Origin of the sequence: Pedobacter sp. R-06, assembly GCF_049913135.1 — a bacterium.
Classification (GTDB): domain Bacteria; phylum Bacteroidota; class Bacteroidia; order Sphingobacteriales; family Sphingobacteriaceae; genus Pedobacter.
This window is the reverse complement of sequence record NZ_CP183977.1, coordinates 3,439,425-3,454,078: the sequence shown is the minus strand read 5'-3', so window position 1 is coordinate 3,454,078 and position 14,654 is coordinate 3,439,425. Positions and strand designations below refer to the sequence as shown.

The following is a 14,654-nucleotide window of genomic DNA, read 5'->3' as shown; positions in this document are numbered from 1 at the left end:
TAAAATATAGATCTAATTATTAGTTATCAATAAGCCGGTTAACACGAGTACCCCTGCAAGAAGCATCCAAAAGCTCAGTGGCTCACTTAAAAAGACAACAGCAATTGCAGCACCAATTATCGGGTCGAGATTCAGGAAATTACCTACTTTGGCCGCAGGAAGCTTTTTCAATGCATAATTATACAACAGATAGCAAACCGCAGAGCCGGCAACCCCCATATACAAAATGCCCCACCAATGTTTCATTGGAATGCCTGAAAACAATTTTCTATCTTCAAAAAAGGAAAATAGAAAAAGAACGCCGGTACCGATAAAGGTGCTCAGTGCAGTTAGGGTAATGGGGTTAAGCCGATCCAGTTTTCTGGAAAGCACTGTGTAGGCTGACCATAAAATAACCGATCCCAGCATTAAAAAGTTGCCTAGCATACTCCCATCTTTGTTGCCGGATTGATGCCCCTTTAAAGCAACCAGTACAATACCTGCGAATGCTATTGCAAAACCTACCATTTGCATTTTAGAGATCCTTTCCTTTAAGAAAAGTGTACCCATAAATGCAATCATCATTGGCATTGTTCCCTGAATCAGCGCTCCGCTTGATGCAGATGTATGTTGAAGCGAAAGGTTGAAAACCGGATAGTATAAGCCAATGCCTATGATACCCATCAGTGTAATAATCAAGTAGTCCCGCTTCGTTAATGAAGGATAGCTTTGTTTTGAAAATGACCGGAAAAAAAACGGGAGCAAAACAACAGAGGCAATTAAGTGCCTGGTAAAAGCAAACTGTATCGGACCTACATCCTTTACCACCAACTTGGTTACTGTAAAAGAACTTCCCCAGATCAGCATGACCAAAACAAGACTGATATAAGTAATGATTTTAGAATTGACCATAATACTTCAGTTATGATCAACAAACAAATTAAAGAGAAAAATGGTTTACAAACCTAAAAAAAGAGCGATTGCTGCACGATATCAAAGTGTATCTTTTTTTGAACTCGTTTGGTGTAGGATAATTGAAAAATATCCGATGTGCTTTTTCGCAACATATTTCAAATATATTTGTGATATGTTCAATAGCGGTATCTTTTTGCCTATCATCATTATTTTAGGCATAGCCTACAGCATCTTGGCAAAAAAACTGACGGTTCTGGCCGCTTTTACAGGCGGGATACTGGCTTGCCTTATTTTTACCGCCGCCGCTTACCCGGGGCTGGCGATGATGACCATGTTTTTTATCCTCGGTTCTGCTGCCACCTCGGTGGGCCGGCACAGAAAGCTGGCTTTTGCCACCAGGGAGGAAGAAAAAAAAGGCCGTAATGCAATGCAGGTACTGGCCAATGCCGGGGCTGCGGCTATTGCAGCTATAGTGTGCCTGTTTTACCCTCGGCAGGCTTATTTGATGCTTCCGGCAATGGCGGCAGCCTTTGCCTCGGCTACAGCAGATACCCTGTCTTCCGAGCTGGGGATGGTTTATGGAAGACGTTTTTTTAATGTTATTTCCTTTAAGCCCGACCGCTGCGGAATGGACGGTGTGATCAGCCTGGAAGGGACGCTGATCGGTATCGCGGGCAGCTGTATTATTGCCGGCATTTATGCCCTGGGATGGGGATGGAACATCAGCTTTTTCTTTATTGTTCTTGCAGGTACCCTGGGTAACCTTACCGATTCCATACTTGGGGCTGTGCTGGAACGGAAGGGGATGATCGGGAATGATGCGGTCAATTTTTTGAATACATTGACAGCAGCGGTTGTGGTTGTGTTGTTGGAGGTTTTTCTTTAGGCCGCGATAGGCCAGGAGGCTCCAGAGCTCGTTTATATTGGAACTGCTTTTTGTATAAGCTTAATCCCTCGAAATAAACATAGTTTTCTTGTTTTCGCCTTATTGAACAGATAAATTTAGGCTGCTTAAAACCAAGCCGGCATTAAGGTTGTTTAATTTCAGATCATAATGGAAAGAAAAATAAGATGGGAAGGCTTGGAATACAAGTCTCTGGAAAATTGTACGTTAACGGAAACAGATAATGGTGTCGCAATCACATCGATTATTACATGCCAAGTTAACAAGCAGGCGATTAAAATCTCGTATAAAATTCTCACTGATACGTTGTGGGCAACCTATTTCGCAGAAATAAATGTTATATCGGGCAGAAATGAAAAAACACTGCTTCTAGAGAAGAAAGGTGCTTATTGGCAGATCAACAATACGGTTGATCATCGATTTGATGGTTGTGTAGATATTGACATTTCATTAACACCTTTTACCAATACATTGCCGATAAGAAGGTTGGTTTTTAATGGGCAATTGAGCAATAGGATCGAGGTGATATACATAGATATTATTGCTGATGTTATAATGCCTGTAAGACAGTATTATACCAAAATATCAGATTCGGTATACCTGTACGAAAACGAAAAATCGACGTTCAAGGCCGAGCTAAAAACCGATCCCTATGGATTGGTAATCGAATACCCGAAACTATTCCGAAAAAAATAGCAAGTATCTGTTTCTGGTTGTTTAAATTCATTTTAGGCTCTCTTGATTTCAATCTCTATATGGATAATCAACGGTAAGATTGGTATTTCAGGGAAAGTGGCCACTTCGTCCCCTTTTCAAACTTACGAACAACTAATCTTTACTTTTATCGATCTCTTTGGCGACCCTAATACGCCGCCAAAACGAGGGTAAAAGACGGCACATTAAAGCCCGTAAAACTACCCCGGTGGCGATCGTTTTACCTGAAAATTTACTGGCTGCCTAGCTGGAAAGTCCAGCGAAAAGGCCATATCTGATTACCCCTTGTTTACCTGTTATTTACCCTTTCTTGCTACCAGGTTAACCCCAGGGTTACCCCAGGCTTACCTATTCTTTACCTTTTGGTTACCTAAAAGGTAAAGCCAATGCCTGTTTTGGCCGATCCGGCAGCCTGCTTATGGTCAGGCTGCCCTTAAGCAGGCTGCCACAAGTGGCCCAGCTGTGATAGCGGAGGCCAACCGTAGCGGTCCATTTTAGCTCATCATTCGTGTTAATTGGTCCAATTTAGCTCATTTTAGCTCAAAATGAGGTGTGAATGCCGCAAAGCCGCTAGGTTTGGAGCATGGATTTAAATATACCGGCATAAACAGCAATCCATTTTTAAAATTAATCGTTCAGATGGCCCATAGGCATTGAACAAATCAAAAAATGCAAATAGCTTAAAGGTCTCGGGTAATCTTAGCTATATAGGAGATATGCTGTTGAAGAAATTTATCGGTTTACAAATTGTATTTTGACAGGAAAAACCTTACTTTGGAGATATATGAAAAACGCTTGTCTGCTCTTGCTTCTCGGGATATTTATTAATACTAAATCTCATGCGCAACAATATTTGATCAGTGCTCAAATTACTGGTTTTGAGGATGGTACAAAATTTTATTTAAACGATGTTATCCTTGATACTAATATTGATAGCGCAGTAATCGAGAACAATTTTTTAAGTTTTAAAGGAAAACTCAGGGCAGAACCCCAATCTTTATGGGTTACCACAAATGCCGGGCAAAAGTTTTATTATTTCACATTGTTGATGGGAAATGAAAGGATCGATGTGAAAGGGGATATCAAGGATTTTCCTTTTGATCTGAAAATAACGGGTTCAAAAACCCAGGACATGCACAACAAAATGATCGCCCTGACTAAAGAAGGTTATAAGAAGCGCAGCAAATTGGTAGAAGAATACCAGGCCTTAACGGGTGATAGCGCGAAATCAAAAGGTAAGGCAATATGGAAGGTTATTGCCAGGCTTGATAGTTTGGATATGCTCACTAGAATGAATTTTGTGAAACAGAATCTGAATAGTTATGAAGCGCTCGATGCCCTGTTCTACCTTAAAAGAGATTTTTCAAAAGACACCATCAGTAAATTTTATAACTCACTGAATTCAACGTTCAAAAACACCTCTTATGCAAAGCGCATCAAAACTTTTTTGACCGTGGGCGATGTTCTTGAAACAGGGGATATTTATGCTGATTTCAATGGTTTTGATAGGGACGGAAAGCGCCATACTTTATCGGAAATAAAAGGCAAATATGTATTGCTTGATTTTTCATCCACATACTGCGGCCCTTGTATAGAATCAGTTCCCGAATTAAAGAAAATCTCACAGGCATACCGTCAGGAGCTGGCCATCGTTTCATTTTCAGGCGACGCCGGTAAAGAAACCTGGTTAAAGGGTGTAAATAGAGACCAGCCGCAATGGTTAAGTCTTTGGGATGGGAAAGGATTTTATGGGGAAACGACCATCAAGTATGGCATTACCGGCTATCCAACATTTGTACTTATTGATCCCAAAGGAAAAATTGTATCCAAATGGTCGGGATATTATGATGGTGCTGTGCTGAAGGAAGTTCAGAATCAACTCGCCAAAAAACAATAAGACATATCAGATCTGTTGTGGTAAATAACTTTCCATGTTGCAAAGGAAAAGATGTTCTAACGATGAATTAGATCGAAAGTGGCACATTTTTCTTTTCTACAGTCCAACTGTGGCTGAATAATAATCGTTATTTTAACGTTTGTTTTTTATATTTGGTAACACCAAGTATATAGGCCATGTCTTTTTTCAAATCGTTGATCCTTTTAATATTATTTATTGTCGCTGGGCCTTTGGCTTCAGTTGCGCAACGGCTAATACAGCGTAAACAGCTCTTCGATCACGATTGGAAATTTAATCTGGGAGATGTTAAGGGAGGAAACAGTTTTGAATTTGATGATCAGAATTGGAGAACCCTCGATCTGCCGCACGATTGGAGCATCGAAGGGAAGATTAGTCCGGAAAATCCAACTGGTGGAGACGGAGGTTTTTTTCCATCGGGAACTGGCTGGTATAGAAAGAAATTTGTGGTGCCCTCTGATTGGAAGGGAAGGCTTATTTCCATAAATTTTGAGGGAGTTTACATGAATTCGGAAGTTTTTATCAATGGAAAATCATTAGGCACCTATCCTTACGGGTACTCGGCATTTACTTATGATCTTAGTCCATACCTTAATTTGGGGAAACAAAATATAATTGCGGTCAGGGTAGATAATTCAAAACAGAAAAACAGCCGTTGGTATAGCGGCTCAGGTATTTACCGCCATGTATGGCTGATGGTAACGGGGCAAGTGCACATTCCCAATTGGGGGGTAGGAATTTCAACGCCCGAAGTTGCTGAAAAAAAAGCCACTATACAGATTAAAACAAGGGTTAAGAACGAAACCGCATTACCAAAAACGGTTACGGTTCAGACTAATCTCTTTGACCCAGGACTGAAAAAGTCAGGTGCAATGCAAACCCAGATCAGGTTAGATGCGCATAGCGAAAAGGAGGTAATTCAGGATATACAGGTAGAAAAGCCACTTTTATGGTCGCCAAAAAAACCTAACCTATACCAGGCTCAAATTAATATTATATCCAATAAAAAGGTGATCGACGGCAACCAGACAGATTTTGGGATCCGTTCATTAAGATTTACAACTGGGAATGGTTTTCAGCTGAATGGACAGACACTTAAACTCAATGGCGGTTGTGTGCACCATGATAACGGCTGTTTAGGCGCCGCTGCCTTTGACCGAGCCGAGCAACGGCGGGTTGAACTACTGAAAGCAGCAGGGTTTAATGCCATAAGAACTGCTCATAATGTCCCTTCTGAAGCTTTTTTGGATGCATGCGACCGATTAGGGATGCTGGTTATCGATGAAGCATTTGATGGTTGGAAAACCGCTAAGAATAAATATGACTATGCCATGTATTTTGACGATTGGTGGAAAAAAGACATCAATGCAATGGTACTAAGGGATAGGAATCATCCCTCGGTAATTATGTGGAGTATAGGGAATGAAATTATAGAACGGAAAGAACCACAGGCGGTACATACCGCAAAAATGCTGGTAGATGCTGTTCATGAAATTGATTCTGTCCGTCCTGTAACCTCAGCAATGACTACCTGGGATAAGGATTGGGAAATATTTGATCCATTAATGATGCAGCATGATGTTGCAGGCTATAATTATCAGTTGCACAGGGCTATTGCAGATCATGAAAGGGTACCTTCCAGGATCATTGTTCAAACAGAATCCTATCCCAGAGATGCTTTTGCCAATTGGAAACTTGTAAATAACAATAGCTATATCATCGGAGACTTTGTTTGGACTGCACTCGACTACCTTGGCGAATCGGGTATTGGGCGCTGGTACTATTCGGGTGAGGTGCCTGGTGAGCATTGGGAGAACAGTTTTTTTCCATGGCATGGCGCTTATTGCGGCGATATTGACCTGACCGGATGGCGGAAACCCATTTCCCATTACCGGAGCATGTTGTATAACGGTAACGAAAAACTCTATATGGCCGTCCGTGAACCAGCCCCGGAACCATTAGAAATCAAAGAAACTTTGTGGTCGGTTTGGCCCACCTGGGAAAGCTGGACCTGGCCGGGATATGAGGGTAAACCACTTCAGGTTGAGGTTTATTCCAAATATCCGATGGTTCGTTTATACCTTAATAAAAAACTGATGGGAGAGCAGAAAACCAGCATAGCCCAAGAGTTTAAAGCTGTTTTTACTGTTCCCTACACTGCTGGAGAATTGCTAGCTGTTGGTGTTCAGGATAGTAAAGAAGTAGAAAAAGTAATACTCAAAACCTCGGCAAATACGGACAGGGTAAAGCTGACCGCAGATCGTAGTGAAATAAGCGCAAATGGACAAGACCTGGTATTTGTAACTGTTGAGCTGACTGATAAAAACGGTGTGCTGCAGCCAAATTCTGAAAACAGGATAAATTTCGACATTGAGGGGCCTGGGAAGATTATTGGACTAGACAATGCGAACCTGAAAGATGTAGATTCCTATATTTCCACCTCGCGCAGGGCATGGAAAGGGCGGGCGCTGGTGGTCATCAAAAGTACCAAAAGCACCGGAACGATAAAGTTGAAGGCAAGCTCTCCGGGCCTGACCGAAGCCGCGGTTGTAGTCCGCTCATCTCCAGAAGCAATTCAGCACACACTTCGTTATTAGTATGGTATGTGGTGGGGTAATCTCCACCTATGGGCATCCTTTGGCTATTAGCGTAACAGTGCCTATTTTAATGTAACATCGAGGTAAACAGAATGACGCCCGTATGTTTCGTAAAATGGTTTGAAGACCACATCATCAATGCTGAACTGTAAAGATTGTGGGTCGCCCTTTATTGACTTGCCAATATCTTTGGCATCCAAGGTTACTTTGCGCCAATCCTTTCTGGCTTCTGGTTCCTGCGCTGCCAGCAATATTGGTCCGTAAAACAAACTCGCTATATTCTGCTGATCCATAACCGGATCCAGGTGGAATTGGAATGGCATCTTTAAATCTACGATGTCGCCATTTTTCCAGCTACGGCTTATCTTTAGGTAACTACCTGGCTCGGCCTGAAATTTTTGTTCTTTCCCATTGATCTTTACAAAGAATCCTTTGGTAGCCCAGCCTGGCACACGCACATTGAGATCAAATTTTCCGCTGCCCTTAATCGTAAGGCGGGTGTGGTCTTCTTTTGGGAAATTTGTTGACTGTTCTACCGTTATCTGGCGCTCTGTCCATTTTAGTGTTGAGGGAATATACAGGTTCACATAAAGCGCCTGGTTATCTTTACTTTTAAAGTAAATTGAATTTTGTAGTTTGGTGCTGCTCTCTATTGCCGTGCCGTTACAGCAGGTAAAGCCTGTCATATCCGCATTGCCAAATTGTTTAACAGAACCTGGTCTGAGTGGTACATGATAGGTATTGGCAGGGCTGTTCTCGGCAACAGATGCCAGGATATGATTATACAATCCACGTTCATAATAATCCATCAGCTCTGCCCGCTGATCGAAGAGAAACAGGTCTCCGGTCAATTTTAGCATATTGTAAGTAGCACAGGTTTCATTCTGCCCTCCTTCTGAGAAGCCGTTTTCGTACAAGGTAGCGGGCTGCGCAATAAAACATTCTGCATTGGCAGGGTTACGGGCACCTGCAACTCCTCCGATACTATACATGTAATCGTCTACCATTTTGTGCCAGAAGTTATCCGCTATACTATAATATTCAGGTTTATGGGATGCCCGGAACATTTCGATACTTCCAACAATTTGGGGTATGTGCTGATTGGCATGCAGACCACGGAAAATATCTACATTTTTGGCCAGTCCATGTGAATGTGCGGTATCACCAAAGAAAACCTTTATATTATCAAACAACTGTGCTGTTTTGAGGTATTTCGGATCATTTGTAATCCGGTATAAACGCGCCATTACATCATTCATGCCGCCATATTCGCCAGCAATGTAGGTATTCCACATCCTGATAAGCGTTTCCTGGGGCAGCTGGCTTAAGCGGGTATATACCCAGTCACTCATGTCTGTCGCTATTTTAAGTGATTTTTTATTACCACTTACCTCATATACGTCTATTAAGCCAGCTAAAATTTTATGTAATGTATAATATGGAGCCCAAACCTGGTTTTTTTGTCCTCCATACTTCGCTCCGTTTTCTAACATGATAAACTGATCAGGAGGGTAGGCGCTGATGAATCCTTTTCCCCAGTTCCAATAATCGGTGCGGATGCCCGATGCACTAAGATCAGAATCATAATCTGATTTGCCGGGGCCATGTGGCACAGCGCTCGGATCAGATACAGCGGTGGAATCTGAATTTTTAGGTTTCCCCGATAATTGTGATAGTTCATAGAGTGTATTGATCATATACTCCATTTTTTTTGAAAAATTGCGCTGCAGTGCCTCATCATATCCGGTGCTCGCATAGGCCTGGGCAATTGCCGAAAGGTAGTGGCCTGTGGCATGCCCCCTTAATTTGGTGTCTTCACTGTCCCACACACCTAAAGGTTTAGCTCCTTCAGGTTGTTTCAGGCCAAATGCTTCGCGGAACATATAGAGGAAAGAGTTAGGATCGGTTTTAGCTAATGTTTTGATAAATTTATCACGGTTTTCGATAAATTTAGTTGCATGGCCATGAACGTCCGTCTGTAAAGAAACCCTGTTTAAAGTAAAGGGCTCTAGCTTTAAGGTCGGTGCAGCTGTTTTTTTAAGTGCTTTTACGGTTACAAATGCCTTCGGTTGAAAAGCCGTTCCCGCTACACGCCCGGTAACGGTGTAACTTCCGGGTTTCAAAACTGTGCTGTTATCGGTTGGAGAAGGCCACAGAACACGTACTTTTGGGCCTTTCATGTTGTTCTTGTAGGTGCCGGGTATATAACTGGGTAACCGGGGTAAATTTCCTGTTTCTGTTTCCACCTGAATATCCGATACATGGGTTAAATAAGTATTGTAAAGTTGTGGCGTGCCTGAAGAAAATTTTGGAAGATCATCTTCACGCTTACCTACATTTACCACGCTTTCCTGAGTACCTCCCTGGGCATTGCGATAAATGCCGGCAATCTGCCCGGCACTTAACGGAACCCGATAAATACGGAAATCATGTATCATGGCATTCAGATAGGGATCGCCTGGTATTAGCGATTTTCCGATATACAACAGGTTTTTTGCCACTGATTGCTGATCGAATACCGTTGTTAACTCTAATGAGATCCGCTTAGCTTCGGCCACAGGTTTGCCGTTCACATAGGTCACCATAGATTTTGATGGAATATCTATCACAATAGTAACATAAACCCATTTATTCAGTTCTAGCGCTGGCGAAACCACTGGGTTTTTATTGTTTTCCTTTGCCGTGATCAATGCCTGGAAACCTTCCTGAGCATTTGTTCCAACAGGAGCCGCAAAAAAATGATTAGTTACGTCCTTCCCGAAATCAAAAAAATGTTGGCCGGGCTGCTTAGAACGGAGGTATATCCATCCTGATATGCTGAGCGATTCTATATCCGTTAATGCTTCTCCTGGAATGGTAACAAACGAATTGTTATCACCGGAGAGCGATAAAACCTTTCCAAATCGACTGTCATTGATAAATTTGACCCCGTCGCCCTGAAATTTGGCATGAAAATTATTTCGGGACCAGTCTTTGGTATCACCATTAAAGATATAACGCGCACTCATTCCTGTTTCACCGATCCCATCTAATATCTGGTCTCCATTTTGCGCATTGGCAGTAGTGATAGCCATGGCTAAAACAGCAGGAAACAGGATGGTACGCAAGAATACTTTATATATTTTCATGTTTAAATCATTTTATCAATAAGCCCTCTTAGATCTGTTTATATCAAGATATTTATGCCCGGATCTTTTGGTAAACGTAAATGAATTTTAAGAATCTCGAATAAAATAACCCTTAAAATTCATCGATAAAACTATGAAGAAGCCCTGTGTTTTTATGCTTCTTTTTTATCTGATAGCTACTAGATATTAACAAGTACCCGCCGTAAAACGAATAAATTGTGTATTGCCCTGATTGGGATTGATTTTAACCTCAATTTACTAAATTTTAAATAACGACATATTCAGGCTTGTTTTTAAGCTTGTTGTTATAATTCCCGAATCATCGTGATTAGCATCTTTTTAGCGTGAAAGACCCTGACCTGTAGCGAAGCGGAAAGCTACGCAGTAAAATAAATTCAGGGTGACGACCGCCTTAACGGAAAACTTGATTAAAACGTCACAAAATGAGATTTAATAATCGAAATCAGGTGCTAGTTTTCCAATCCGCTACATTAAAAGCATAGTTTGTACTGGTTGGTTAAAATACTAATGTTATGCATCAATATACAACGGAAATCTGGGCTAGGCTTCATTTATATTTACATCCTGATCCATCAAGTCTGGTTTTTATAGGCCGGGATATTAATATGAAAAACATTTCTCTAAACCTCCTCATTTTTTTTCTCCTATGCTGTTCTTTTCAAGCTATAATGGCGCAATCTCAACATTTGGCCAAGGGACAGGGCAATCCTGTTATACCAGGTTATTTTGCAGATCCAACGGTTAAAAAATTTGGAGATACTTATTATATTTATGCAACAACCGACGGCAATGGAGGCGGATTTGGACCATCGCAGGTATGGACTTCAAAAGATTTTGTGAACTGGGCTTTGCAGGATATGAACTGGCCAACAACCCATCATTACTGGGCGCCAGATGCAACCCTGGGCCCTGATGGAAAATATTATCTATACTACTGTCAGCCCGTTGAAATATTCGGTGCATCTTCTACAACGCCGGTTGGCCCATGGACATCGCTTTTAGCACCCGGAAAACCAATAGTTTCAAATTTTATGGTACCCAAGGTGATTACACTTGATGGGCAGACTTTCAAAGATGACGACGGTAAGTATTATATGTACTGGGGCACATGGGGCATTTATCCGGGCCATGGTTGTGGTGTTGGTTTATTGAATGACGACATGAAGTCGTTTTCAAAACTTGCTCAGATTCCGAATACCGATGCGAAAGACTTTTTCGAAGCGCCATTTGTATTTAAAAGAAAGGGAATCTACTATCTTACCTATTCATCCGGCTATTGTGAAGATGGAACTTACAGGGTACAATATGCAACTGCAAACAATCCGATGGGACCTTTTAAGTATGCCCAGGATAATCCTATCCTTGCCACAAATGGCGACGGGACGGTGCATGGGCCAGGACATCAGTCTGTTCTGCAGCAGGGAGACGATTTCTACCTGGTTTATCACCGGCATAATAACCCACACAATGACGGTGGCTATCACAGGCAGGTAGCGGCAGATAAAATGATTTTCGATGAAAAAGGAAACATACTGAAGTTGATACCTACACATTCCGGAATTGGCTATTTGGCAAAAAATGCGAATCCGCATCCAAATCTGGCGCTGGGCAAAGCCGCTGTGGCCTCTTCATCTTATGATCAGGATTTTAAACCCGAATTTGCATTCGATGATAATAACGGAACTTTATGGAAAGCCAAAAATAATATTGGCCCCTCATGGCTCCAGATCGATTTAGGCAGGGCTTATAATGTTAAAAGTGTACACACTCAATTTGAATATGCTACCTGGTACTATCAATACAAAATCGAATATTCGATCGATGGCAAAACATGGAAACTGTATGCTGATAAAAGTAAAAACACCCAACATGGAAGTCCAATGATCGATTTTGGAAACGTTAGGGCCAGATATCTGCGTACAACAATTTTACGGACAGAATACCCTGGGTTAAATAAGGCGATATGGAACATTAAGGTTTTCGACAATGCCGAATATAATCCAGTGATGAATACCAGCATCAAAAAATGGGAATCTTTGCAACGTTTTGAACCGAAGGGACTGTTGGTGGATCTGAACTTTGATAACCTTCGCGTAGGATCAATAGCAGGGCATGTTCAAAATAACGGACAGTTAGCTGGTGTATTTTCTGCTAACGGAACAAATAAGCCGGTTACTTCAATGATAGGTGGAAAGAAAGCTTTGGTTTTTTCTGGCACCGAGCGCCTATTATCATCCGTTCGTGCGCCTTCATCTATGCTGGGGAACAGCAGCTATAGCGTGAGTATGTGGGTGCTGAACCCAGAGATCGGTAAAGAAGAAACCATCGTTTCGTGGACAGGTAGGGGTGGTGTTAATTTAAGTAATGCTGCAGTAGGTTATGGGAATAGTAAAAGTGCAGGCGCTGCCACCCATCTGGGCTGGGCAGATTTAGGATACAGGAATTTACCGAAAGCAAATGAGTGGCATCTGATTACCATGGTTTTTGATGGGACAATGGAGCGGATATATGTTGATGGGAAATTGGATAGGGCAGAAAGAAGGATGCTTTTTGTGAATAAGCTTACCAGGTTTCTTGTTGGCGGAAATGATGACGAAACTTCAGGATTTTCTGGTGCGCTGGCCGCTTTGAAAATTTATGATGTTCCATTAACCGATACAGAGATTAAAGCAGCCTATACAAAAGGCATAACTAACCATACGGTTCTGTACGCAGATGCAAAAAACCTTGAGTATGGGGATTTAGCAAACTGGCCCAATAATGGAGCAGCTTTGGGAGAACTGGCCTGCAAGGGAAATGTAGAAGTTGCTGATGTTAATGGGAAAATAGCTGCTGTATTGGCAAATGGCAGTAAAGTTATCATAGGAGATAGGATTACAAAAGAGGTCGATTTTTCAAAACCATTTAGTGCTGTTTTTTCTCTTTTGCCTGCTATTGGTTCAAAAACAGATCTGTTTTTTGGTAAAGGAAATAAAGCCGTAAGGATAATGGGTAATGGAAAATGGCAACAGCTAATCTGTTCTTTTTATCAGGGCAAATTCCAGGTATTTATCAACGGTAAACCGGCCGGTTATGCACTGATCCCTAATATTCAAAGCGACCAGCGTATTTTGATTGAATCTTCTGGCGGGGCTCCCGGTGCCACAACAGCAATATCATCAATTTCTATGTACAATTATGGTCTTGATCATGGTGGTTGCTTAAAAGAATTTAATTTTTGGGAACAAACCTTGGGCACAGGTAACTTAAAAGCATCATTTGTATCAACACCATCAGCGGTTACGCCAAATATGGTCTACATGGTTGCAGATAAACCTAAACTGCCGGGCAGTGATCTGGAATATCTTTTTGAAAATGATAAACATAAAGGGGATGCGAAATGGTTGCGGTCATCAGATTATATGGATTTTTCGGTCCTTCCACAAAGCAGTTATAGTTATACAGTGAAAATCAGGGATAATTTTGGAAATGTTACCCAAACTTCTCTTCCCTTTGCTGTTAAAACAGATTCTTCACAATTTGTGATCAGAAAACAGCATGGATCGGCCCGGTCAGTTCCGGCAGCAAAGGATGGTTTAACAGGAACTTCCTGGGATGGTTTATTGGGAAATGCAGATACGGTTACACAGCAATCGGGCATCCTAAAGATGGTTTCGCACAATACATTTTGGGATGGATCGGAGGCAACTGGGCCTTTTGCCTATAACAATGTGGAGGGTGATTTTATCGCCGAGGTTATGCTTTCAGATATGCTGGGGCTCAAGGAGAAGAAAGCTTATGGTGCAAATGAGTCAGGTATAATGGTTAAGGCTTTAACAAATGGAAGAATGCTTTTACAAAACGGCATCATGCCGGGCTGGGGCGTTGGAAATATTGTTACCGACCTTGGGAATGGTGGCAGAAGGCAGACGAACAACCTTTCTGGATGGGCTTTTTACAGGCATCTGCAGATACAGCGGGCAGGAAATACATTTTTTATGCGTGGCAGCAGCGATGGTAAGACTTGGGTAGATCTTCCTGGCAGTCCGTTAAAAAGAGATGATCTGGGCAGCGCCGGCATACAGGTTGGTGTTTACCATGCTACCTATGGTGATGCTTCTGGTTATACATCTTTTAGTGGCTTTAAGATTATCCAAAAGAAATAAGGAAACATCGAAACGTTGGTATAATGCTTTGCTATACCAACATTAAATGCTTGTTATTTTGATGAAGCCTTTACCTATTGCATATTCTTGCCGTAATAAGCGTTTGTCTCGTTCCCTCTTCAAACCAACGCTGCATTCAGCTTCAAACTGATGCCTTATTATGGAGCAAGTGGTCGTTTTGATTATCTTAACCGCTTTTTTAGATCTAAGTTAACGCTTAAAATGGTTTTCGGGAGCTTATCCGTTAATTGGGAATAGGAGCTAATTTACAGTTAGTTACCTTCAATCAGCGCGTATAACAATTTGACAATTTGAGACAAATCGACAAAAAGTTGA

At 41.8% G+C, this 14,654-nt stretch carries 7 protein-coding genes; 5 read left to right on the top strand and 2 right to left on the bottom strand.

What is annotated here, in order from left to right; translation table 11 throughout:
* Positions 1–12 precede the first annotated feature (12 nt).
* Positions 13–891: a DMT family transporter gene (locus tag ACN9MR_RS13990; protein WP_426324467.1), complete on the bottom strand. Its 879-nt coding sequence runs from the start codon at positions 889–891 to the stop codon at positions 13–15.
* A 40-nt stretch (positions 892–931) separates the two neighbouring features.
* Between ACN9MR_RS13990 and ACN9MR_RS13985 the strand changes: the two genes are divergently transcribed.
* The 4 genes from ACN9MR_RS13985 (at position 932) to ACN9MR_RS13970 (ending at position 7,024) form a co-directional block, all read left to right on the top strand.
* Complete coding sequence (locus ACN9MR_RS13985; protein WP_426324465.1) at positions 932–1,780, top strand: DUF92 domain-containing protein; 849 nt, start codon at positions 932–934, stop codon at positions 1,778–1,780.
* Between the two features lie 168 nt (positions 1,781–1,948).
* The gene (locus tag ACN9MR_RS13980) at positions 1,949–2,494 is read left to right on the top strand and encodes a putative glycolipid-binding domain-containing protein (protein ID WP_426324463.1); all 546 of its coding nucleotides are present in this window, start codon (positions 1,949–1,951) and stop codon (positions 2,492–2,494) included.
* 802 nt (positions 2,495–3,296) lie between these two features.
* Entirely contained in the window at positions 3,297–4,409 is a 1,113-nt protein-coding gene (locus ACN9MR_RS13975; protein ID WP_426324461.1) for a thioredoxin-like domain-containing protein, read from the top strand.
* Positions 4,410–4,585: 176 nt separating this feature from the next.
* Positions 4,586–7,024, top strand: a complete 2,439-nt coding sequence (locus tag ACN9MR_RS13970) for a sugar-binding domain-containing protein (protein ID WP_426324459.1) — start codon at positions 4,586–4,588, stop codon at positions 7,022–7,024.
* Positions 7,025–7,086: 62 nt separating this feature from the next.
* Here ACN9MR_RS13970 and ACN9MR_RS13965 read toward each other — a convergent pair whose 3' ends face one another.
* Complete coding sequence (locus ACN9MR_RS13965; protein ID WP_426324457.1) at positions 7,087–10,152, bottom strand: beta-L-arabinofuranosidase domain-containing protein; 3,066 nt, start codon at positions 10,150–10,152, stop codon at positions 7,087–7,089.
* Between the two features lie 689 nt (positions 10,153–10,841).
* On the opposite strand from ACN9MR_RS13965, the gene ACN9MR_RS13960 reads away from it, so the two are divergent.
* Positions 10,842–14,318, top strand: a complete 3,477-nt coding sequence (locus ACN9MR_RS13960; RefSeq protein WP_426324455.1) for a family 43 glycosylhydrolase — start codon at positions 10,842–10,844, stop codon at positions 14,316–14,318.
* The last annotated feature ends 336 nt before the right edge of the window (positions 14,319–14,654 follow it).